Genomic DNA, 23,134 nt, shown 5'->3' on the forward strand with positions numbered 1-23,134 from the left:
AAGCTGGTCAGATTGTGGGCTGATGTCACTCCTATTCCTCTGATATACTCTCGATAATTTTTCAAACTCAATACCAAGCATGATCGCAAAAACTTTTTCCTCTGATGGCGCGTTAGGTAAGGCCATTCCTGGCTTTCAAGCTCGTCAGCCACAAATCGATATGGCGGAAGCCGTCAGCAGTGCGATCAAAGATCAAACCCAGTTGGTGGTGGAGGCAGGAACCGGAACCGGTAAGACCTTCGCATACCTAGTCCCTGCGCTGTTGAGCGGTAAAAAAGTGATTATCAGTACAGGCTCGAAAAACTTGCAAGAGCAGTTGTACCATCGGGACTTACCGCTCATGGTCAATGCGCTTGGTTTTTATGGTCAAGTGGCATTATTAAAAGGGCGTTCTAATTATCTGTGTTTGGATCGTTTGAGCCGCCAAATGGTCGAAAGCCACACTAATGAATCTGACCCGACGTTATTAACTCAACTGGTTAAAGTGCGTGCTTGGTCATCAGAAACCAAAACAGGTGACCTTGGTGATTGTGATGATCTGCCAGAAGACAGCATGATCATTCCGACCATCACCTCAACCAATGATAACTGTTTAGGTAAAGAGTGTCCGAGCTACACCGATTGCTTTGTATTGAAAGCGCGTAAGCGAGCCATGGATTCCGACATTGTTGTAGTGAACCATCACTTGTTTCTTGCTGATTTAGCGATCAAAGAAACAGGATTCGGTGAACTGATTCCAGAAGCCGATGTGTTTGTTTTTGATGAAGCTCATCAGTTGCCAGATATTGCGAGCGAATATTTCGGCCAGTCAGTTTCAAGCCGCCAAATTCACGATCTTGCCAAAGACATTGAAATAGCCTACCGCACCGAAGCCAAAGATATGCGTCAATTGCAAAAAGTGGGCGACAAACTCATGCAAAGCGCAATGGACATGCGGATTGTATTAGGTGAGCCAGGCTTTCGTGGCAACTGGCGTGAGGCGTTGCAATCAGGTTCTATTAAGCGAGAATTATTGCGCTTAACTGACAGCCTCGAATTGGCGATTGATGTACTCAAAATAGCTTTAGGGCGCAGTCAATTACTGGATACCGCTTTTGAACGAGCCAATTTGATCAAAGGCCGCATCGACCGCGTCTGTGATGTCGATATTACCGGTTACTCATACTGGTACGATACCTCGCCTCGTCATTTCGCTCTGCACATTACGCCTCTTTCTGTCGCGGACAAGTTCCATGAGCAAATAGAGATTAAACAAGGCGCGTGGATTTTCACGTCAGCAACCCTAGCTGTATCGGGCGACTTCAAGCACTTTACTGAGCGCCTTGGCCTCAAGCCTACAAAGCAATTTTCTCTGCCGTCCCCCTTTGATTATCAAAAACAAGCGCGCCTTTGTGTGCCAAGGTATTTGCCAGAGCCAAACAGTAACGGCTTAGCGGATAAGTTAGTCCGAATGCTTGCTCCGGTGATTGAAGAAAATGATGGTCGCTGCTTCTTTTTATGTACCTCGCACAGCATGATGCGTGAACTAGGTGAGAAGTTCCGAGAAGTACTTGAGCTGCCTGTGTTAATGCAAGGGGAGATGAGTAAGCAGAAAACCTTGGCGGAGTTTATGGAACTGGGTAACGCTTTACTCGTGGCGACGGGCGCTTTCTGGGAAGGGATTGATGTTAGAGGTGATGCGCTGAGCTGTGTTATTATCGACAAATTACCGTTTACCGCCCCTGACGATCCGTTACTCAAAGCCCGTATCGAGGATTGTCGATTACGTGGCGGTGAACCATTTGCTGAAGTACAAATCCCGGATGCAGTGATTACGTTAAAGCAGGGAGTCGGGCGATTAATTCGAGATCAGAAGGATCACGGTGCGTTGATCATTTGTGATAATCGCCTTGTCACGCGAGACTATGGTGGTATTTTCCTCGGAAGTCTACCACCTATCCCAAGGACGCGAGACTTAGATGGAATCAAAGCATTCCTGAAAGCAGAACAATCTGTCACAGACGCAAGTGCTGAGGCATAACCCAATAAATGAGAGTTGTAGAGAGTTAAATGAGCGCAAAAATTCTTGCTATCGATACAGCGACTGAAAACTGTTCAGTTGCGTTGTTGGCTAATGATCAAGTGATTTCACGTAGCGCGGTTGCACCACGCGATCACACCAAAAAAGTACTGCCAATGGTTGATGAAGTACTCAAAGAAGCTGGCCTGACTCTACAAGAGCTGGATGCGTTAGCGTTTGGACGTGGTCCAGGTAGCTTTACTGGCGTTCGTATCGGTATTGGTATCGCACAAGGTTTGGCGTTCGGTGCTGACTTACCTATGATCGGCGTTTCAACGCTGGCTGCAATGGCTCAAGGTAGCTATCGCTTACATGGTGTGACCGATGTCGCTGTGGCCATTGATGCACGTATGGGTGAAGTTTACTGGGCACGTTACACTCGCCAAGCAAACGGTGAGTGGGCAGGGGTGGATGCAGAGTGCGTAATTCCACCAGCACGTCTCGTTGAAGAAGCACAAGCAGACGACAAAACGTGGACGACAGCAGGTACTGGTTGGGATGCTTACCAAGAAGTATTAGCAGGCCTACCGTTTAATTTGACGCATGGTGACGTTCTGTACCCTGATTCACAAGACATCGTGATTCTTGCTGAACAAGAATTTAAAAAGGGTAATACCGTGCCGGTCGAAGATTCGAGCCCTGTTTATTTACGTGATAATGTGACATGGAAAAAACTTCCTGGTCGCGAATAGTCCGTTTTTCATTAACCTGACAAAAAGCAGGGCGTTTGCCCTGTATTTTTATGGAGTGCTATGGCGTCGATTAATGGCTTGCCTCCTTCTTTGATTCCCGGTGCAAATCGCACTCATAAAGCCAGTCAAAAGAAGCAGGTAAATAAATCACAAACAAAGCAGCCTGTAGGTCAGCCTTCAAAGGTTGCTAACGCCGTGGCGCACTCCATAAAACACGTGGATGAGTCCCAAATTCACCGAGCTCAAGTGCAATATGACCTTCCTGAAGGGGGCGCACGTAAAGCAATGGAGCAGTACATGGATGTCATGAATCGAGCTAAAAAAGAGGAACTGGCTCAATTACTTGGTGTCGATATTTACGTGTGAGATCTCCCCAGCTTGGGGTTACTAATATTGAAAGGTGGTTTATGAAGGTTTTTGGACGGTTTTTTCTCGCATTATTTGCTACGGTTGGTTTGTCTGCGTGTAGCTCGTTGCCTGAGGAGCTAAATGCAAGCACAGAATTGGTCGTTACAGACTATAAAGCTTTTGCTGAGTCTCAGGGGCAAGTGAGTGAAGATGTTCGCCTTGGTGGAATCATCGCTAAAGTGGATAACTTTAAAGATAAAACGCGTCTAGAGATTGTAAACCTTCCTATCAGTAAGTCTGGTAAACCTGATATCGATGAAGAGCCTACGGGACGTTTTGTCGCCTATTTTGATGGCTATTTAGAGCCTGTCGCCTTTAGTGAAGGCCGTTTGGTGACGGTTGTAGGCAAAGGAGCAGGGGAAGAAGAAGGAAAGATCGGTGAGCACGGTTACATCTTCCCGGTAATAAAGGGGGAAGGGTACCGTTTATGGAAAATTGAAGAACGTGTACGCATGTATGACTCGCCAACCTACTTTTACCCATGTTACTCGATTAACTGCCGCATGTGGCGTAATGATTTCCCACAAGACGGTAAAGTGATAAAACAGGTCAAATAATCTGCGATGCATGAGCGTCAATTCGAGCTTCCTGCCGGCAAAATGGCAGCCCTTGAGATAGGGAACGAGAAAACGGCTGACTTGTCAGTCGTTTTTCTTCATGGGTGGTTAGATAATGCGGGCAGCTTTAAAGCGCTCATGGAGCAGTTGAATCAACTTAATCCTCACTTACACCTCCTCGCCATCGATCATTTTGGTCACGGTTTATCGAGTCATAAATCTCACGATAATTATTACCCCTTTCACGACTATATTGCCGATTTGTATCAGTTTTTGGACGAATTATCACCAAACAGACTGATATTAGTAGGGCATTCACTTGGTGCTTTAATCGCAAGTTGCTATAGTGCTGCGTTTCCAGAGCAGGTCGAAGGTCTTGTGCAAATTGAGGGAGCAGGACCTCTTACTGAAGAGCCTATTAACAGTTTGCCTCGTCTTCGCGATGGCGTTTTAAGTCGAATAAGACAGCAAAACAAGCCAGAGCGAGCCATTGCCTCCTTCGATCTGGCGTTAAAATTACGCATGCAAGCCAACCAATTAACCGCTGAGCAGCTTCTACCGATAGTCGAGCGTGGAACAGAGCAGCGAGGAGATAAATGGTATTGGCGGCATGACGCCAAGTTAAAATGTGCGTCGCTTTACCGAATGGCGCAAGCGCATGCTAACTCGATTACCAGCCAAATACGTTGTCCTCATTTGATTGTATTAGGCGATCAAGGATTTCAGAATTTACCATCTAACCAAGCTGATTGGGGAGAGAGCCCACCGCAAGTGGTTTCTGTCAAGGGTGGTCATCACTGTCATTTAGAGCAAATACTCGAGGTCGCAACGCGAATTCTTGGTGTAGTTAACAAAATTTAAACAAGTGTTTGAGAGTTGCGTGCTCAAGCACGTTCGCTGTGCTGTAATAGCTTTCAAAATAAAAAGGACGCTATTTTTTAGCCAGTTATAAACGAGGAGTAACATCGTGGATAAACCATGGCTTTCACGTTATCCAAGTGACGTACCTGAAACCATTAATCCAGAGCAATATGAGTCTTTGGTAGAAATGTTTGAACAGTCTGTACAAAAATATGCAGACCAACCAGCATTCATGAACATGGGCTCGGTTATGACCTTCCGTAAATTGGAAGAGCGTAGTCGCGCATTCGCAGCGTATCTGCAAAACGAGTTAAAACTGCAAAAGGGTGACCGCGTTGCTCTGATGATGCCAAACTTACTGCAATACCCAGTAGCATTATTTGGTATTTTGCGTGCAGGTTGTATCGCCGTAAACGTTAACCCACTTTACACTCCTCGTGAACTTGAACACCAATTGAATGACTCAGGTGCGACGACGATTGTGATTGTGTCTAACTTTGCGAACACGCTAGAACAAATTGTCGATAAAACACCAGTCAAACACGTAGTGTTAACCAGTCTTGGTCAAATGCTGCCACGAGCGAAAGGTACGATTGTCGATTTTGTCGTGAAGTACGTTAAGGGCATGGTGCCTAAGTACGATTTACCTGGTGCAATCTCAATGCGTCAGGCTCTACGTAAAGGTCGTCGTCTACAATACGTTAAACCGTTTATGTCTGGGGATGACATTGCATTCCTGCAATATACGGGGGGGACGACAGGTGTCGCGAAAGGCGCGATTCTGACTCACCGCAACATGATTGCGAACGTTCTACAGGCAAAAGGCGCGTACGGACCGGTTTTATCTCCGGGGCGTGAATTAGTCGTGACAGCGTTACCGCTGTATCACGTATTTGCTCTTACCGTAAACTGTCTGCTGTTTGTTGAAATGGGTGGTCGTAACTTACTTATTACCAACCCAAGAGATATTCCAGGGTTCGTGAAAGAGCTACAAAAGCATCCGTTTACTGCGATTACGGGCGTGAATACCTTATTTAATGCATTGGTCAATAATGAAGATTTCCACGAGTTGGATTTCAGTAATCTACGTTTAGCCGTTGGCGGCGGCATGGCAGTGCAGCGCTCAGTGGCAGAAAGATGGCAAAAGACCACGGGTTGCTATTTGCTCGAAGGTTACGGTCTAACAGAGTGTTCTCCGTTGGTGGCGGCATATCCGCATGATCTTGTTGAATACAATGGCTCTATTGGTCTGCCGGTACCATCAACAGAAGTTCGTATCGTGGATGAAGAAGGCAACGCTCTTGCGAATACTGAAACTGGTGAACTTCAAGTTCGTGGTCCTCAGGTTATGCAAGGTTACTGGCAACGACCTGAAGCAACGAAAGATACGATTAACGAAGACGGCTGGCTATCAACTGGCGACATCGTTAAGTTCGATGACGAAGGCTTCCTGCATATCGTTGACCGTAAGAAAGACATGATCTTAGTATCAGGCTTTAATGTTTACCCGAACGAAATCGAAGACGTTGTAGCACTTCACGGCAAAGTACTTGAAGTTGCTGCTATTGGTCAGCCGCATGAAGTGTCTGGTGAATTAGTGAAGATTTATGTCGTGAAACGCGATCCGAGCTTGACCAAAGACGAAGTGATCGCGCATTGTCGAGAACACCTAACTGGCTACAAAGTTCCGAAGTTGGTTGAGTTCCGCGAAGACTTACCTAAAACCAATGTCGGTAAGATCTTGCGTCGTGTTTTACGCGAAGAGAATGACGCTGAACTTGCGAAGAAAAGCGCATAAGCCGATTTCGTCGAGTCGAGAGATTTAAAAAATGATAGAATGCCAGCGTTTTGCTGGCATTTTTTATAGCGAGAAGTATGTGAACTATCAAATTATTACTAAAAACAAAGACCTAGAAGAGGTTTGCACTCATGCCCGAGAGGCAGACGTAGTGATGCTGGATACCGAATTCGTTCGTATTCGCACTTTCTACCCGCAGTTAGGTCTGATTCAGCTTTTCGATGGTAATCGCCTCTCGCTGATTGATCCGACTGAATTAACGGATATGACGCCGTTTGTAGCGCTATTAAAAGATACTTCTGTGCTAAAAGTGCTGCACGCATGTGGTGAAGATTTAGAAGTTTTCCAAAACGCTTTTGGTTGTACACCATTCCCTATGGTGGATACGCAGCTGATGGCCGCTTTTCTCGGTCACGGCCTATCGACAGGCTTCGCATCGCTGGTGGAAGAATATTTAGGCGTAGAGCTCGACAAAAGTGAATCACGTACCGACTGGATGGCTCGTCCACTGACACAAAAGCAATTAGATTATGCTGCCGCAGATGTTCATTACTTGTTACCGTTATACGAAAAGCTGTTCGATAAGGTGACGCAAGCAGGTTGGTGGGAAGCTGTACAGCAAGAAAGTGATTTACTCGTTTCGAAACGTATTCGCGTAACCAATGAAGAGAATGCCTACCTTGATATTAAGGGCGCTTGGCAATTAAAACCTTCTGAGCTGGCTATTTTAAAGCCATTGGCGACGTGGCGTTATCGTGAAGCAATCAAACGAGATTTAGCGCTGAACTTTATCTTCAAAGAAGGTGATCTATTAACGGTCGCTCGTCTTGGTTTAACGAACTTTAAGAAGATGGAAGCAGAAGATATTGATATCCGAGCGATTAACCGCCATGGCGCGAAGATTGCCGCGATTGTTAAGCAAGCGAAGCAAACACCTTCTGAAGAGTATCCTGCGAAAATTGAGCGTTTAATGGACTATCCGGGTTACAAGCAGGTCTTCAAAAATATGAAAGACTTGGTGAAATCTGCTTCGCAGAAGTCAGGTTTAGCCACGGAGTTCCTTGCCTCTAAAAAGCAGATCAATCAGTTGATCAGTTGGGTTTGGAAAAAAGATCGTGACCCAGAAGTATTGCCTGATTTGATGCAAGGGTGGCGTTTGGATTTACTCGGCGACAAGATGAATAAAGCATTAAAGTAATGAAAGATGAAAAAGGTTGGCCTCGATGCCAACCTTTTTCGTTCTAATTAGAGCATTCGTCTGGCGAGAGAAACTGATTACTTTTCTTCGTCTGGTAGCTTCACATTCAGCTCAAGAACTGAGATATCGTCGTCTTTGTGCTCAAATGTTAAGTCAACCATATTTGGATCAATTGCCACGTACTTGCTGATCACCTTCAAGATGTCTTCTTTTAATTGAGGCAAGTAAGACGGCGCAGGATCATTTTGGCTGCGGCGCTCTGCGACAATGATTTGCAAACGCTCTTTAGCTAGATTCGCAGAAGTTTTCTTCTGTGGACGGAAAAATTCTAATAATGACATGTCTAGCCTCCAAAGAGTCGTTTAAAGAGTCCTTTCTTCTCCTCAGTAAGGAAACGAAATTCAACCTGATTGCCTAATAAGCGATCAACGGTGTCAGAATAAGCCATACCCGCATCGGTGTTATCGTCAAAAGTGACTGGCACACCTTTGTTTGACGCGTTAAGCACGGCTTGGCTTTCTGGAATCACGCCCAGTAGTGGAATATGTAAGATCTCCTCTACGTCTTCAACGCTTAGCATTTCGCCTTGAGTGACGCGAGATGGGTTGTAGCGAGTCAGTAACAGGTGCTGTTTTACTGGCTCTAGCCCTTGCTCTGCACGCAGTGACTTAGAATCTAAAATACCGAGAATGCGGTCAGAGTCACGTACAGAAGAGACTTCTGGGTTCGTTGTGACAATGGCTTCATCGGCATAGTACAAGGCCATTAACGCGCCTTGCTCGATACCTGCTGGTGAATCACAAATAATGAAATCAAAGCCCATTTCATCAAGTTCGCCGAATACGCGCTGAACACCATCTTTTGTCAGTGCGTCTTTATCACGAGTTTGAGAAGCAGGAAGAATAAATAGGTTGTCCGTGCGCTTATCTTTGATCAGCGCTTGGTTTAATGTCGCTTCGCCGTTAATGACGTTCACAAAGTCATACACGACGCGGCGCTCACAGCCCATGATTAGATCGAGGTTACGCAAACCGATGTCAAAATCGATCACCGCGGTCTTTTTTCCCTTAAGAGCTAGACCAGAGGCGATGGCTGCGCTTGAAGTGGTTTTACCAACGCCACCTTTACCAGACGTTACTACAATAATGCGTGCCATTTTTTTTCCTTTTTAGATTAAATCGCGAGAACTTCTAAATGTAATGATTCATCGGCTTTACTGATCATTACTTTCTTTTGCCAGTACTCGCTTTCAATTTGATCGCTTAACCAGTAGTCACCCGCAATGGATACCAGTTCTGCTTGTAAATCGTGGCAAATAATACGCGCTTCCTGCTGACCACTTGCTCCTGCAATCGCACGACCTCGAAGTGTGCCATGGATATGAATAGAGCCGTCAGCAATGACTTCAGCACCTGCACTTACGTGCGCTAGCACCACCAAATCACCATCTTTTGCGTAGATCTGTTGTCCTGAGCGGACAGGCGTACGAACTACTTTCGTTGGTGCCATTTTGGCAGGTGCTTGGCTTGGCGATTTGCTCGCCGACATAATGGCGAAGCCAGCTTCGGAAGCAAGGTTTTGTACACGCTTGTCTTTACAGCCCGTTACACCGACCGGAATAAAACCGGCATCTGAGATGCCTTGTTTAAGCTTAGGGAAATCAATGTCGCCTTGTACTTTTGCTATATTGATTACCAAAGGCGCGGATGCAAAAAAAGAAGGTGCTTGAGAAACTTTTTCTTGCAAAAATTCGACAGTCTTTGCGATCTCATTGTCAGAAAGGTGTAAAACTGACAATGTAAAACTGCTACCTTTAAGGTCTGGTGAATGGGTCATCGTGGACTTCTTGCCTTTATTGAAAGAGCGTTGCCTTAAACTAGGTATGTCATGTTATATTTCATCCTTTGACGCAGCAAGTTCTCTCGTGGGCAAATAGGTGAATTAATCTCAAATTTGCTATTAAGTTTGCGAGAATTTGACGTTTTCAACCTAATCCGCACTCAACGCGGCTAAATCAGCATAAAAGGCGTGTCATGCTTTGTTCTATTTATAAAAGCTCGAAAAAAGAAGGTACTTATCTCTATATTCCGAAAAAGGATGATTTTTCACAGGTTCCTGACACCTTAATGCAGATGTTCGGTAAGCCTATCGCTGTCATGACGATTAAACTTGATGGCCGTAAATTGGCACAAGTTGATATCGAAAAAGTGAAGGCTTCATTACAAAATGATGGCTTCTTTCTTCAGGTTCCACCGCCGCCGGAGAACCTATTAGAAAAGTACAAAGAACAAAAAGCCCAGCAGAAAGGCGAATAACGTCATCGTTTTTCATCTGGGATTTCTGCCTTGCTCAAGGAGGGCAATATGAAAAAGATACTGGCTACCATGCTTAGCGTTGGTATGTGTACCTCGGCTTTTGCAAGTAGCGAGGGTTTTGATGAATACTTGAATAAGCTGCGTGCTGAAGCTCGTGATAAAGGTATCTCAGAGCAGGTCATTAGTGCTGCTTTTGCTAATGTTGAGTACAAGCCGCGAGCAGTAAAAGCGGACCGAAACCAACCAGAAAAGAAACTGACATTGGATGAGTACATTCCTCGCGCGGTGCCTGAATGGAAGGTGAAGCAAGCCAGACAACTCTACAAAGAGCATTACACTGAGCTAAAGCGTATAGGCGATGAGTACGGTGTCCACCCGCGCTTTATTGTGGCACTTTGGGGAGTTGAAAGTAACTTTGGTAAGTTTACCGGCAACTTTAAAGTGATTGATGCACTATCCACAATGGCATTTGAAGGCCGTCGTGAAGAGTTTTTCCGTAAAGAGGCCATGTCGGCACTGCAGATCCTCGATCAAGGCCATATTGAGCTAGAGAACTTTAAAGGCTCATGGGCTGGTGCGATGGGTCAATGCCAGTTTATGCCAAGCTCTTTCCTTCGTTTTGCTGCTGACGGCAACGGTGATGGTAAAAAAGACATATGGCAATCTGAAGCGGACGTGTTTGCATCAACCGCTAACTATTTGAGCAAGTCTGGTTGGGATGATAAATATACTTGGGGTCGCCAAGTTAAGGTTCCTAAAAATATTGATCGCAGCCTGGAAGGGCGCACGGCTGAAAAAGGCAAATACCTTCAAGAGTGGAGCCAATTAGGTATCACAAAATATGACGGTAGCCCGTTGCCAAAACTGGATGAAGACATCAAAGCATGGTTGATCATGCCGGACGACGAGAATGGTCGTACGTATCTGGTTTACAATAACTACAACGTATTGATGAAGTGGAACCGCTCTTACTACTTCGCACTTGCTGTGAGTCACTTGGCTGACCGCATTAAATACTGATCTGCCATCAAACAATTTGGCATTCAGTCTTCAATACAAGGGCTCTTCGGAGCCCTTTGTTTTTTCTATAACCAAATCGAGGTAAAGCGTGTTATCTGAACGTGCCGCACAAATGGTGATTTTCTCCGCTCTTCTTAAACACAAAAGCTTCACAGCTGCTGCAAAGAGCTTAGGCGTGTCGGTGTCTCATGTGAGTAAACAGTTGAGTCAGTTAGAAGCGTCTCTTGGTATCAAGCTTGTTCAACGCACTACGCGAAGCTTTACGCCGACTGAGGCAGGGAAAACCTTTTTTCATCACTGTGAGCAAGTGGTACAAGCGGTGAGCAGCGCCACATTAGAGATGGAAACCCAGCGGGATGAAGTAGCAGGTTTGGTACGTCTTGGGTTGTCGCAATCATTTGGTACCTTACACATTATTCCAGCGATTCAAGAGTTACGCGAACTATATCCTCAACTTCAAGTGGAAGTACATCTGTTTGACTATAAGGTCGATATGTTAGCCGAAGGGCTCGATTTATGGGTAACCAACAACGAGCATTTGCCTGAAGGTTACATTGCGCAGCGTTTGACGGATTGCCAGTTTGTTGTTGCGGCATCGCCAGATTACTTATTGAAACATGACACGCCAGCAGAACCGGATGACCTATCTGCTCACAACTGCCTCATATACAGAAGCTGGGAGCGTGACTATACGGGGTGGGCGTTTACCAAAGATCAGCAAGAATTGAACGTAAAAGTCTCGGGTAACTATTCAGTGGATCTGGCAGAAGCCGTTCGGGATGCGGCTACTGCAGGTTGGGGTATTGCCTACCTTGCCACTTACTTGCTGGGGGATGAGTTTAGAACGGGTAAGTTAATACAGCTGTTACCTGACTGGAAAGCCAGCCAGTCGATGCCGTTTTATGCGGTATACCCAAGCCGCCAGCATATGCCAAAAAAAATATCCGCAGTGATTAACTTTATCAAACAGAAGATCGGCAACCCTTGTCATTGGGACCAACGTTTGGCGCCTTACATCTCTATTCCTAAATAACAGGATCAATGACGTTGTAGAACGACACATAAGGTGATTCACTTCACAAAAATTTTTCCTGAACCAGAAACATATTTTCCATATGGAAATAATTAAAATAAGCAAACGTTTATCTTCAATAAATTCAATTGGTTATTTTGTTGGTCAGTTATTGGTCGCTTAAACTTTTCACACTGTTAACATCCTCAACTTGCAGCATTTTGAGTCCGCTATACAATCCGGTGCCTTCCATATCCCCCTTCTGTCGGATTCATTTTATGAACTCAATTATTGGTATCGTAGCCATACTATTCCTAGCATGGCTACTTTCTACAAATAGAAAAAATATAAAGCTGAGAACGGTGTCGTTTGCGTTTGCTTTGCAGGTACTGTTTGCGTTGTTGGTTTTATATGTACCAGCAGGACGAGATGCGCTGAATTCAGTGAGCAGTGTTGTGTCGAATTTGATCAACTATGGTCAAGAGGGCATTGCGTTTTTATTCGGTAATTTGGCGACAGGGGGCTTCACCTTTGCGATCAATGTTCTGGGTATCATCGTTTTCTTCTCCTCTCTTATCTCAGGTCTTTATCACATTGGTGTGATGCCAAAAATCATTAACTTTATCGGTGGTGGTATTCAAAAGCTGCTAGGTATCGGTCGTGCTGAGTCTTTGTCTGCTACGGCGAATATCTTTGTTGGCACCATTGAAGCACCATTAATGGTAAAGCCTTACCTAAAACACATGACTGACTCGCAGTTCTTTGCAGTTATGACAGGTGGTTTAGCGTCAGTTGCTGGCGGAACGTTGGTTGGTTACGCATCACTGGGTGTCGACCTCAATTATCTTATTGCTGCTGCATTTATGTCGGCACCTGCCGGCTTGTTGATGGCAAAAATTTTAATGCCAGAAGATACGGATAAAGCAGCAGATATCGACATTAGCCAAGTTGAAATTCCACGTGCAACTAACGTGGTTGAAGCGTTAGCCGATGGCGCAATGGCGGGTGTTCGTATCGCTGTATCGGTCGGTGGTACGTTGTTAGCGTTCATCAGCGTAATCGCGTTGTTGAACGGGATGCTAGGTTGGGTTGGAGACCTTATTGGTACGACACTAAGCTTTGAGCTTATCTTAGGCTACGTATTTGCACCTGTCGCATGGTTGTTAGGTGTGCCATGGGAAGAGGCGATTACGGCGGGCTCGCTTATTGGTAACAAGATCGTGGTGAACGAGTTCGTCGCTTTCATCCAGCTTGCAGAAGTGAAGTCTCAACTTAGTGAACACTCACAAGCAATCGTGACGTTTGCTTTGTGTGGCTTTGCAAACATCTCAAGCATGGCGATGCTGATTGGTGGGTTAGGCTCTTTGGTACCAGAAAAGCGTGCATTTGTTTCTAAGCATGGTTTCCGTGCGATTATCGCTGGTGTCATGGCGAACTTAATGAGCGCTTCTATTGCGGGCGTGATTTTAAGTCTGTAATTGAAATAGATATCAACAATTAGCAAAAGGGCTCCTCGCGGAGCCTTTTTCGTATCTGAAGTTTTACGTTATTTGTCTGTGTGGAACTGTTCGCAAGCGAGCATCGTGTTCTCAATTAAACTTGCGACGGTCATTGGGCCAACGCCACCAGGAACAGGAGTAATAAAGCTCGCACTTTCACGTGCTTTGTCGTACTCCACGTCGCCAACTAGTTTGCCTGAGTCAAGACGGTTAATACCGACATCGACCACCACTGCGCCTTTTTTAATCCACTCACCAGGGATGAAGTTAGGCTTACCAACCGCAACCACGACAACGTCAGCTTGACGCACATGACTCTCTAGGTCTTTGGTAAAACGGTGACATGTTGTTGTTGTGCAGCCCGCAAGCAGCAGCTCAAGTGTCATTGGACGACCAACAATGTTTGATGCGCCAACCACAACCGCATGTTTACCACGCAGCTCAATGTTGTAACGGTCGAGTAGGGTAATTATGCCCTTTGGCGTGCAAGAGCGAAGCTTTGGAATACGCTGCGCAAGACGACCAACGTTGTAAGGATGGAAGCCATCCACGTCCTTCTCTGGGTGAATGCGCTCTAAAACATGTGTTGTGTCTATGCCCGCAGGAAGGGGTAATTGCACTAGAATGCCGTCAATTTCATCATCGTTGTTTAATTCATCAATCAGCGCTAGTAACTCTTCTTCTGAGCTAGACGCAGGAAGGTCAAAAGACTTAGAAACAAACCCAACTTCTTCACATGCGCGGCGTTTGCTACCGACATAAACCTGAGAAGCAGGATCTTCACCAACTAGAACCACTGCTAAACCAGGAGCACGTAGCCCAGCTTCAACACGTGCTTTAACACGTGCAGCCACTTCGGATCGAACAGTTTGGGAAATGAGAGTTCCGTCTATATTTTGAGCAGTCATGACTTTCCTTATAAATTAAGAAGGCAGATTATCTGCGGCGCATTGTCGCAGAATTTCTTATTAACATCCATACGCAAACGTTTGCTTTGTGGTGTTTTTGAACATTAAGCGTTTTAATGGACTTTTTTTAGGCATTCAGATCAGAATGTTATGAAAACCCGTTGATTTACCCGTTTGAACTCGTATAATCCTGTCCCTGTAGCGCGCCCTTAGCTCAGCTGGATAGAGCAGTTCTAACCCCCTAAAGGTTACCACTTACTGAGTGAGTTACCATAAATTAAGGTGTTAGGTAGTAGTAAGGTTACTACTTAGGCTCGGGCAGTTACCACCAAGAATTTCTAGTTACCACTTTACTGTAGAAAGTGATAACATTGAAAAACAATGTCCCCATAGCTCAGTTGGATAGAGCACGTGCCTTTAATAGAGGAGCCTGTAATGGGAAACTATTACAGTGCAGAGGGTGAATTCAAGGAAACCTCAACGCGTAATGGCGGTGGCAATCTTGAGCCTAGCTCTACAAGCGTGTAGAGAAGGTGCAGAGACTAGGTGGAGCAATGCGATCTCATTGCGTAATACACCATTAGCGCCCTCCATCTAAGGTATAAAATCTTCGGATTTCCTAGACATAGGTTACTAAGATGAAGATATAGTCCAGACTACAAACACTCTATTTTGGAGTGGCAGTGAAAACTGTAGTGGTAAGCTAAGCATGTGGTCGTAGGTTCGAATCCTACTGGGGACGCCATACTTATAACGGCGTAGCAACTTAGTTGCTACGCCGTTTTTGTATATGGTTTAGTGGTAAGAAAGTACAAAGTTTTATCACCAAAAGTAAAATGAGTATTTGTTTTTATCATATTCACAGAATTAACATTAAATTAATCTCTTCATTTGTAATTCAATTAAGATTTGAACACATTATCTTAAATAGATGGTTCGTTAATACAATCAGCCACTATTTTTAAAAGCTCAGACGCAGGTCTTGCCGATATGGCTGTTTTATAGACCACAATCTTGTCTCCATACTTTACTATAAGGTTTCCCGCATCACTTAGTATGATCGATGCGATTACCTTCTCACCCATCTCGTCCTGTATCATGTGCAGTATGTCTTCTGAGGCCATGTTGCATCCCACTTTCTTATGGTTAATAAAATTAAATACTTAGTCTGTTAGCTTCAAAGTGTGTCCCTGAAAAGTAGCTACTGCCAACGATGAATATGTCGTATTTGATTGTTACCTCTCTGGCTAGGTGTGTTCGATCTATATGTGCTTTAAGGCAACGTTTACATGTAATGCTCCATCGGCTCAAAAGCTGTTGGGATGAAGCTTGGATAGTTAGGTCAAATTCGGCGAAATTCCTTTGTAGACTTACATTGTCGACTGTAAACAAATATAAAGCGTTGTTATCAAGCAGGCTCAGTTCTTGGACTAGCTCTCTCATAGGTTACCCCTTACTTATCGAACGTCATCATTACTCTCTAGGGTTAACAAGGCAGGCTTACGCAATGCCTGCCTAACAACCACTATTATTTTATTTGTACATTGCTTTGTTTCTGAATTCTTTTTGGGGTAGGCCCTTTTGGGAGGCATGGGACTGTAAATGGCTCGTTAATATTTCCAGCAGCGGGGAGCGGAATTTTATTTCCGTTTTGGTCTTTTTTATAACGAGCAACTCTGCGTACGGCAATTTTGTTGCCAGCAATAGTGAGACCAATATGACAATTCCATCCTTTAAAGATTGCGGATAGTTTGCAAAGAAGCGAATAAGATGTTGATTCATGAACAATTGACTGAAGGTAATTCCTAACCTGATATTCAATATCCTCCTCAGAGCTAAGTCCTAATGAGGAGATTACACGAGTTAGATAAGTTTCGGGACAAAGAGGTAACTCTTTATACTCGCAAACAGATAGTTGTTTTTTGATTAGGTAGTGCGCGAACGCATAGATAGTTTCAGATGCTTGACTTTCAAGTCGATGCTTTTTAAACACCTCTGAGATGAAATGAACCGAAAGTGCTAGTTCATTATGCTCTTCCACATATGCAAGTATTTCTGCGGGTTGAAACGATGTTCCTTGCGTTCCACGAAAAGCGAATGGATTTCTAGTCATGTCAAACGCTTTGGCGAGCATGGCGACGCGAGAAAGGACTGAAGCACTAACCTGAACTCCTGCCATCTCCAATACTTGTGATCTTGAGCGTATATTTCCCACATCGATGTGGGCAAAGCTTAGATCGTCAGTGACTCCATAAGTAATAGGCGCTATAAACCCAACACGTGCTTCACACGCTGCCTCTAGTCTATGGTGGCCATTCAGAATTTCACCTTCATAAGAGATGATTATTGGCTCACCAGTTAGACACCACTCGCGCCTTTTCATCGCTTCTGCATATTTTTTTACTTTGGGCTTACTTAGTCGCCTATTTTTATTTTTTTTGTTTACCGTTCCTCGACTCGAAAACTTCAACATATCTCTTGCCAACTGAGGGCTAATGAAAATGGTGATGTGTTTAAGCGTCGTTTGTACTGCCTTTACCCCAGCGTAGTATTTGGCGTTCTCTTTGAAAATATCTTCTAGCTGAGTGGGGGAAAGTGCCTCGGTCGAGTTTTTTAGCAGACTAGTTGAACTGGCTAGATAGCTTGTTTGTTCACTTTCGTCAAAGTGGCTTACTAGGCTGTTTACAATCGAGTTCTCTAGATCTGCATTTGAAATTTCATCGGCATCCCCGATATGTGGCTCTGTCATGTTTTTTTATCCTTTGCTCGGTATGTGGCAACATAGTGTGCAAGAGTGCGAATTAGGTAGTACCTATTGAATATTATTGATCCGACATACATGTCGGATCAAATATTATTTGTAAATTAAACTGCGATAAACACGATGCTGGACATAAAGAATTGAAAGCCTTAGAACAAAAAATAACTGGCATGTTGCTTTCGACTAAGGGAAAAACTTGTAAAACCCTCATTACAACTATGCCGATGGTTGCGATTGATGCCTATTTTTCCGCCGAGAATGTTAGATCGGAATTGAAGTGGATAATTGATGTAGCAACCAATGCGACAAACCTAGATAAAGTAAATGCTATTCAAGCCGAGCTTGAGGAGCGTGTGGTCAAAGGCAAAGTTTTTGCACCACTTTCTATAACGTTTGCTATTGAGGGGAAGCCTGTCTTGGATGGGGCTTCTCGCAACCTGTCATCTTTGACTTTCAATTCGAGCAGTACCTATATTGTTGGTAATGTGCTGACTTTCGTAGCTATTTGCAGAATGCTGGGAATTAAGACTTTCTTGTTTAGCTCAAGGTTAAGTGTGAAAGAAATCAATCAAAAAAGCCTCGCTCGGCAGCGATTAGCAATGGAAGATGTTGAAGTTCGGGTTATTTTTGATGATGAGGTCGGCTTGAATGCCGCAGATATCGTTCATTTATTTAAAAAAAGTGCGCTCTTCGACACAGCTCTAAATCTGCCTCATGTTAGTGAAGGTAACAACTTGTCTGGTGAAGGTGACTTCCCATTACGCCCATTTATTCTTCAGTTAATCAAAGACACTGATATCGAGTCTTATGGTGGTGTCAACTTTGATGCTAAACACGTAAAGGTGTCTGAGAGTACTATTACCACCCAATATGTTCTGTTTAAGTTACTCGTTGGTGCGGTAGCAGGAGCTGGCACTCAAGAGTACAGTAAGATGCCTAAAGACATAACATTGGAATCGGGAGAGAGTTTAACATCGGTACTTGCAGGTGGTTATATGAGTAACATTTCTGCATTCATGAGAGGATGGCTGAAATCTTTGAAAGAATCGTTCGTCAATAATCGCTCAGGATATCAACTATCTCCTCAGGTTTGGCAAGCATTAGGCCTAGTTATTCATCAACTTGTGACGAATGGCATGTCGCCTGACGTACTTGAAAATGCAGGGCGAGAGCTGGGGAACCTTGACTACAGCAAGCAGGCTAAGCATTGGGAAAACTGCTCTGTGATGGAGTTGGATGCTCAGGGGCGTATTTATAAAAATGCCGCAAACTCTACACGCCAGTTTAGGCTGGGTTTGAAGGAGTACTTCTTGAAAGTGATCGGGGAATGAAGCTTACCATTAATAATAGTAAGCTATTTTTCTGTTTACCTAGTTCTTTCTCAGTCTTAATCCAGCAGCGAGCTAGCAGAGATGACAAGCACAGAATTGCCCAGTTGTTAGTTGGAATAACAGCTCATATACCTTTTGCTAATGTGTATATACCTTACCAAAATTACCCGGAAGTGCGTGCCACGAGAACCATTCAGGTTTACATTCATCTCTCAAAGAACGCGAGCGAGTTAGCTAAACACTGGTACATTACTTTTTTCCAGTGATTAGGAAATTGACCTGAATTTATAATGGGCTGGAGATTAGCATTAACAAATGCATCTCTTATTGCTTGTGGTGTAGCATGCGCATTAAAGCTGAGTATTACATCTATAAACGCATTCCTTTGGTCGATTACTTCACTTAAGTGTTTGCCTGCCTCTAAGCGGTATCGGCTTGCTAGATCTAAACTATTGAAGTGGTTTTCAGCCCGATTTTTGTCTTCTAGGCTCCAAGCTGCTGGGCAACGGACGTAATAACGTAGTGCACCATCATCCTCATCAATGTACTCTGCAAACACCCATATGTTGATAATAGATGTTTTTATCAACATATGGGTGAATGGCTTGATCATCTGCGCGAATTGCATAAGTCTGCCCTTTTTCCCCCATGTTACAGTCACGACACGAAGGCACTAGGTTAAGCGGCATAACTGAGAATTCAGGGAAGTGAGCTTTGGGCAAAAAGTGGTCTAAGTTTTTCGTGTGACCAATATCGCCACAAAACGGGCAACGCTCTCCAGAAGATACTAGTAATGAATCGTAGTACTCTCTTGCAGGTTTGTCCTTATTTCTCAGGTTGTTTTCATATAAATTAATTAGCTTTGATTTAGTAAGGTGGCCAACGACTTGAGTCGTGTTGGTTAAAGGCTCAGTTTTAGGGTAAGTGTATAAATTCCCACCCATACTTAGTGTTCTATATTGCAGCTCTTTTGCTTGAAAAGTTGGAAATACTGAAATGAAGTTCTTACGAACATTTACTTGTTCCATTCCTTGAGAGCACTTAGTTAACATATCATTAAAAGATATATTAGGAAGACTTAGCTTTTTCATTGTAATTTTCCAGCTTCCCTATTTAAAACCATGGCCTTTAAGACGGTTCGGCCTTCAAGCCCAATTTGCCCTTTGTATTCAGCCAAAATATCCTCATATGATGCACCTGAATCAACTGACTTAGTTAACAAAGAATGATAACCCGAATTGGCGACCTCGAGTGCAAACACTTCACGTGTCAATACGCCCAAGTTTTCTCCAAATGTTTCTATCTCTGGTCTCTCCGTGCTTATGACTTCTCTTGAACGTATAACTTTCCAAACACAGGACTTTGGTATTTCCTGAAGAACAACTGGGGAGTGTGTAGCAATTATTGCGACCCCATTTTTGATGTAAAGTAGATCGCTCAAAGTACGCAGAAATGCAGAGAGAAGAGGTGGGTGTAGGTGTCCTTCTGGCTCATCCAATAATACGAGTGATTTTTCACCTACCGTATCCACTAATCTAGTTATCGTAAATAGTACGATCGCATGCCCTGAACTCATACGACGTAAGTAGTTATGAATATCGTTGTAAAACAAAACGTTAAAATGTTCACTGTCAACTTGAGCACTAGGGTAACTTTGCTTTAAATTTTGATACCTTGTATTAAGAATGCTTAACCCCATATTTTCGAAATTTTGGTCACTACTTAATTTGTTTATCGCTTCAAGCCAAATTGTTTTTTTATCTTCATTACGTAAACAACCTATTAACGCTGAAACGAAGTCTTTACGTAGGTCTTCTAGAGAATTAAGCTCGTCGTTGTTGCCTCTGTTCTTTAGGCCAATATAAAAATACTTCGTACCTTTCGCAGGGTCTGTCTGCTCTTGAGGTGGCGTAAATGGGTCAAAGGCACTAAAAGATACTGATATCAGAGAGCGGAAGTAACCATTAGGGATTCTGGACTCAAAAAAAGAGTTATCCTCAGTAAAGTAGCAGTTTCCATCGTTAGGGTTAGCTATTGCGTTGATCATCCCATTTAAGATAGTCGTTTTACCACACCCGTTTCGACCAATAAAAGCATGGATGTTAGTGCTTGGGATTGAACCTACTTTTACTTTAAAAGGTATTTTTAGGTCGCACAAGCCTTCTAAGTTATTTCGTACAAAGTTGAAGTCGAAATCAGATAATTCAGCTAATCCAGCTAAAACTCTCGAAAACTGACCATGAACATCTGATAAAGTGATACCACGGAAAAGAGAAGTGTTTAAAACATCCTCATCTTCAATAACTTTTATCTTTTCTGGCTTATAAACGATATCTTCAAGAGACTTTAAAATGGCTTCTTTAAGCGCAGTGCTTAGCTGGTTTAGTTTTTTATAATAATTAACATCAGACCCTAACGAGAAATATTGATCACCTAATACGGAAAACTGTTTACGCAGTGTTGTATGTGTACTTATCTCGGTAGTTTGCCCCTTAAAGGCTATTTTTACATTACCAATATCATGTTTTATTCCTTTCTCATCGTATACTGTCAGGTAGAACATTGTGACAAAGGAGTAATCGTTCCAATGATCGATTGTCAGAAAGGCAGTGTTAACTGATTGAAATGTATTTTCATTTCTACCAAGAACTACAAAATTCATCTCTAGATCCTGCTTGCAAACTGTATTTACCTAAATTTTGGGGTTTGGAGATAACTGTTATTTCAAGAAGCGTTCGTCGATTTCTAGCATACTTAGCGCGATTTAAAATTGGCGTACCAATCAATCACACATCTTAAACGCTCCTGAGCCTTTTTGTTGATTCCATAATGGAGAACGTAGATTAAAGCACATGTTCCACAATCATAATATGCAGCGCCTTTAATAAGAAAGAAAAAGCTGATGTTGCTCAAGCAATTGGTATGGTTATGTAGGCTATTCCGTGATCGACGTGACTCGAAGTTATGATGGCTGAAACAGTTTTGCCCCGAAATGTGTTAGAGAGAAGAATCGTTGCATTAGTAACTTCGAGCTAGAAAGCTACTCTAGATTATAACTTCTTAGTGGTGAATTACGATGGCTGAAATAGACACCTGAATGACTAGTGTTGACTGTAGATCGAGTTTAATCACGGAATGATTCAGACTAACAGTTTATATTTGTTCCATAGTAGCAATGAATAGAGAACCATCATGGAAAAACTACCAGAAGACCTTCAGAAGCATGGTTATATTTACATTTTTGTTAATACCACCAACCCCAATGAAATAAAAATTGGTTTGACGAACGACCCTATTAGGCGTAGGCAGGAACTTCATACTACAGGAACTGCTGAACTCATGTATGTTCAACAACTATGGCTTGTTGAGGATATGGGACGAGCTGAAAAAATTGCACATGACCGTATGGCGGGGCATAGAGTCAACGACAAGAGAGAGTTTTTCCATCTGGTCACCGAAGATATGGCTATAGATCAGATTAACCTACCAACTAGGCAACAACTTGAGATCCCACATCAAATTTTTGGAGGACATGAATTAGCCGCTGATTACATCTATACAATTAGCGAATTAATTGAAGAAGACTGGGACTATCGGGGGATCAAATATCGTGAAGTTGATTTTGCTGAAGTGTTAAGTAAACACTATTTTAATTTAGCGATGAAAGACAAATACAATTCATTTTAATCTCATATAAGACTGTTGAAGCAACGTCTCTAACATTCTTTTGTCCAGAGACGTCCACTTCTCCCAACGCTGGGCATTTTCAGTTCAAGGTTGGGTTTCGTATTTACGGTGCAATAATTTAGGTCAGGCGTTAGCGTTGCTCACACCTCAATGCGTTATGTTCTAGAGAGGTATTAAGTGAAACAAGTCCAGAAGGAAGCAATTAAAAACTTCTTCATAGCTGTTCAAGCCCTAAAGGACACTGATGTTATTAGATCGGATAAGTATCTAGGTGATATATCTGAGACTATTTGTGCTGGGCTTTATGATTTACAACTAGCGAAGTGTGGTAGACAGGTAGGGTTCGATGGAACTAGTCCCAGTGGCACAAAGGTTCAGATTAAATTCCATGGCTCTACTACAAGAACAAACATCAACCTCGGTAACCCTGATAATTATGATGAGTGTTTGGTAGTGCTAGGGGGGGATAGCATACTTCGTTCAACAGACAGCCCAAGTGACGACTTCCTTATCTACAGATTTGATCAGAGCTTGATTAAGACAATGAACAAGACGTATTCAGGTTCATACTCTTGTGGAAAGTCGTTTTTTGAAGGCTATCCAGATAAGGTGTTCAACATTCGCACATAACAAACGACTATGCTTTCAAGATACTCATATTTACCTGCACGGGCCACTTTGTAGCGTCAGGTCAAACTCACTTTTGTCTATAGACGTGGCAGCAAGATCTTCGCTATCACGTCTTCGCCCCAAAACAATTTAGAGCTTTAATCCGAAAAATTTAAGTGCGACTAAATTGGCCAGAATTTCTAATCAATATAAAATGTTTGAATCTATAACCTTACAGACGTAACCGAATGAACTACGAGTGCTCTTCAATAGCCTTAATTACATCGCTTACGTCTTCATAAAGGACTTGAACATAAGCAGGAACTGGGAAAGTGCGCATACGGCTTTGTTGCGTAATTCAGACGAGAAACCAAACCTCCTAAAGTTGAGCGACTTTTATACAATATACTGAGTTTCAG

Annotated in this window: 22 protein-coding genes; 14 read left to right on the forward strand and 8 right to left on the reverse strand. The window is 43.4% G+C overall.

Annotation, left to right across the window (positions count from 1 at the left end):
- The first annotated feature begins 79 nt into the window (after positions 1-79).
- The 7 genes from R7127_RS15580 (at position 80) to rnd (ending at position 7,573) form a co-directional block, all read left to right on the forward strand.
- Positions 80-2,020, forward strand: coding sequence for an ATP-dependent DNA helicase (locus R7127_RS15580; protein WP_053303287.1), 1,941 nt, complete (start codon positions 80-82; stop codon positions 2,018-2,020).
- Between the two features lie 29 nt (positions 2,021-2,049).
- Entirely contained in the window at positions 2,050-2,751 is a 702-nt protein-coding gene (gene tsaB / locus R7127_RS15585) for a tRNA (adenosine(37)-N6)-threonylcarbamoyltransferase complex dimerization subunit type 1 TsaB (protein ID WP_064376304.1), read from the forward strand.
- 60 nt (positions 2,752-2,811) lie between these two features.
- Positions 2,812-3,117: a hypothetical protein gene (locus tag R7127_RS15590; protein WP_017819942.1), complete on the forward strand. Its 306-nt coding sequence runs from the start codon at positions 2,812-2,814 to the stop codon at positions 3,115-3,117.
- Between the two features lie 41 nt (positions 3,118-3,158).
- Entirely contained in the window at positions 3,159-3,716 is a 558-nt protein-coding gene (locus tag R7127_RS15595) for a Slp family lipoprotein (protein ID WP_005382214.1), read from the forward strand.
- Positions 3,717-3,722: 6 nt separating this feature from the next.
- Positions 3,723-4,577: an alpha/beta fold hydrolase gene (locus R7127_RS15600; RefSeq protein WP_064376303.1), complete on the forward strand. Its 855-nt coding sequence runs from the start codon at positions 3,723-3,725 to the stop codon at positions 4,575-4,577.
- A 106-nt stretch (positions 4,578-4,683) separates the two neighbouring features.
- On the forward strand, positions 4,684-6,375 hold the full coding sequence (fadD, locus tag R7127_RS15605; RefSeq protein WP_005382216.1) for a long-chain-fatty-acid--CoA ligase FadD: 1,692 nt from the start codon (positions 4,684-4,686) through the stop codon (positions 6,373-6,375).
- A 79-nt stretch (positions 6,376-6,454) separates the two neighbouring features.
- The gene (gene rnd, locus R7127_RS15610) at positions 6,455-7,573 is read left to right on the forward strand and encodes a ribonuclease D (protein ID WP_031777213.1); all 1,119 of its coding nucleotides are present in this window, start codon (positions 6,455-6,457) and stop codon (positions 7,571-7,573) included.
- Positions 7,574-7,650: 77 nt separating this feature from the next.
- On the opposite strand, the gene minE is transcribed toward rnd, so the two are convergent.
- From minE to minC, 3 genes are read right to left on the reverse strand one after another with little or no spacing between them, the layout of a single operon-like run.
- Positions 7,651-7,914, reverse strand: coding sequence for a cell division topological specificity factor MinE (gene minE / locus R7127_RS15615; protein ID WP_005388332.1), 264 nt, complete (start codon positions 7,912-7,914; stop codon positions 7,651-7,653).
- A gap of 2 nt (positions 7,915-7,916) precedes the next feature.
- A complete protein-coding gene (gene minD, locus R7127_RS15620) occupies positions 7,917-8,729 on the reverse strand; it encodes a septum site-determining protein MinD (RefSeq protein ID WP_005388331.1) in 813 nt (270 codons plus the stop codon).
- A gap of 17 nt (positions 8,730-8,746) precedes the next feature.
- Positions 8,747-9,409, reverse strand: a complete 663-nt coding sequence (minC, locus tag R7127_RS15625) for a septum site-determining protein MinC (protein ID WP_005382304.1) — start codon at positions 9,407-9,409, stop codon at positions 8,747-8,749.
- Between the two features lie 197 nt (positions 9,410-9,606).
- Here minC and R7127_RS15630 point away from each other — a divergent pair, with 197 nt between their 5' ends.
- The 4 genes from R7127_RS15630 to R7127_RS15645 all read left to right on the forward strand — a co-directional run bounded on the left by R7127_RS15630 (position 9,607) and on the right by R7127_RS15645 (position 13,398).
- A complete protein-coding gene (locus R7127_RS15630) occupies positions 9,607-9,888 on the forward strand; it encodes a YcgL domain-containing protein (RefSeq protein WP_005382303.1) in 282 nt (93 codons plus the stop codon).
- A gap of 48 nt (positions 9,889-9,936) precedes the next feature.
- On the forward strand, positions 9,937-10,908 hold the full coding sequence (locus R7127_RS15635) for a lytic transglycosylase domain-containing protein (protein ID WP_054578015.1): 972 nt from the start codon (positions 9,937-9,939) through the stop codon (positions 10,906-10,908).
- Between the two features lie 88 nt (positions 10,909-10,996).
- Positions 10,997-11,941 (forward strand): LysR family transcriptional regulator, encoded by a 945-nt coding sequence (locus tag R7127_RS15640; RefSeq protein ID WP_172563347.1) that lies wholly within the window; start codon positions 10,997-10,999, stop codon positions 11,939-11,941.
- A gap of 257 nt (positions 11,942-12,198) precedes the next feature.
- Complete coding sequence (locus tag R7127_RS15645) at positions 12,199-13,398, forward strand: NupC/NupG family nucleoside CNT transporter (protein ID WP_172563346.1); 1,200 nt, start codon at positions 12,199-12,201, stop codon at positions 13,396-13,398.
- A 68-nt stretch (positions 13,399-13,466) separates the two neighbouring features.
- Here the strand turns inward: R7127_RS15645 and folD are convergent, their stop codons facing one another.
- The 3 genes from folD to R7127_RS15660 all read right to left on the reverse strand — a co-directional run bounded on the left by folD (position 13,467) and on the right by R7127_RS15660 (position 17,076).
- Positions 13,467-14,327: a bifunctional methylenetetrahydrofolate dehydrogenase/methenyltetrahydrofolate cyclohydrolase FolD gene (folD, locus tag R7127_RS15650; RefSeq protein WP_005382297.1), complete on the reverse strand. Its 861-nt coding sequence runs from the start codon at positions 14,325-14,327 to the stop codon at positions 13,467-13,469.
- A 923-nt stretch (positions 14,328-15,250) separates the two neighbouring features.
- Positions 15,251-15,451, reverse strand: coding sequence for a hypothetical protein (locus R7127_RS15655; RefSeq protein ID WP_072875449.1), 201 nt, complete (start codon positions 15,449-15,451; stop codon positions 15,251-15,253).
- Between the two features lie 404 nt (positions 15,452-15,855).
- Complete coding sequence (locus R7127_RS15660; protein WP_072875444.1) at positions 15,856-17,076, reverse strand: ParB/RepB/Spo0J family partition protein; 1,221 nt, start codon at positions 17,074-17,076, stop codon at positions 15,856-15,858.
- A gap of 182 nt (positions 17,077-17,258) precedes the next feature.
- Here R7127_RS15660 and R7127_RS15665 point away from each other — a divergent pair, with 182 nt between their 5' ends.
- Positions 17,259-18,419 carry a hypothetical protein gene (locus R7127_RS15665; protein WP_072875442.1) on the forward strand — a complete coding sequence of 387 codons (1,161 nt, stop codon included), beginning with the start codon at positions 17,259-17,261 and terminating at the stop codon, positions 18,417-18,419.
- A 539-nt stretch (positions 18,420-18,958) separates the two neighbouring features.
- On the opposite strand, the gene R7127_RS15670 is transcribed toward R7127_RS15665, so the two are convergent.
- Positions 18,959-19,510, reverse strand: a complete 552-nt coding sequence (locus tag R7127_RS15670; RefSeq protein ID WP_318148458.1) for an HNH endonuclease — start codon at positions 19,508-19,510, stop codon at positions 18,959-18,961.
- A complete protein-coding gene (locus tag R7127_RS15675; protein ID WP_072875438.1) occupies positions 19,507-21,081 on the reverse strand; it encodes an AAA family ATPase in 1,575 nt (524 codons plus the stop codon). Before R7127_RS15675 ends, R7127_RS15670 begins: the two co-directional genes overlap by 4 nt.
- 530 nt (positions 21,082-21,611) lie before the next feature.
- Here R7127_RS15675 and R7127_RS15680 point away from each other — a divergent pair.
- The gene (locus R7127_RS15680; RefSeq protein ID WP_072875435.1) at positions 21,612-22,106 is read left to right on the forward strand and encodes a GIY-YIG nuclease family protein; all 495 of its coding nucleotides are present in this window, start codon (positions 21,612-21,614) and stop codon (positions 22,104-22,106) included.
- 177 nt (positions 22,107-22,283) lie between these two features.
- The gene (locus R7127_RS15685; RefSeq protein ID WP_072875433.1) at positions 22,284-22,736 is read left to right on the forward strand and encodes a DUF6998 domain-containing protein; all 453 of its coding nucleotides are present in this window, start codon (positions 22,284-22,286) and stop codon (positions 22,734-22,736) included.
- The last annotated feature ends 398 nt before the right edge of the window (positions 22,737-23,134 follow it).

Source organism: Vibrio sp. 1159, from assembly GCF_033340395.1.
Classification (GTDB): domain Bacteria; phylum Pseudomonadota; class Gammaproteobacteria; order Enterobacterales; family Vibrionaceae; genus Vibrio; species Vibrio alginolyticus.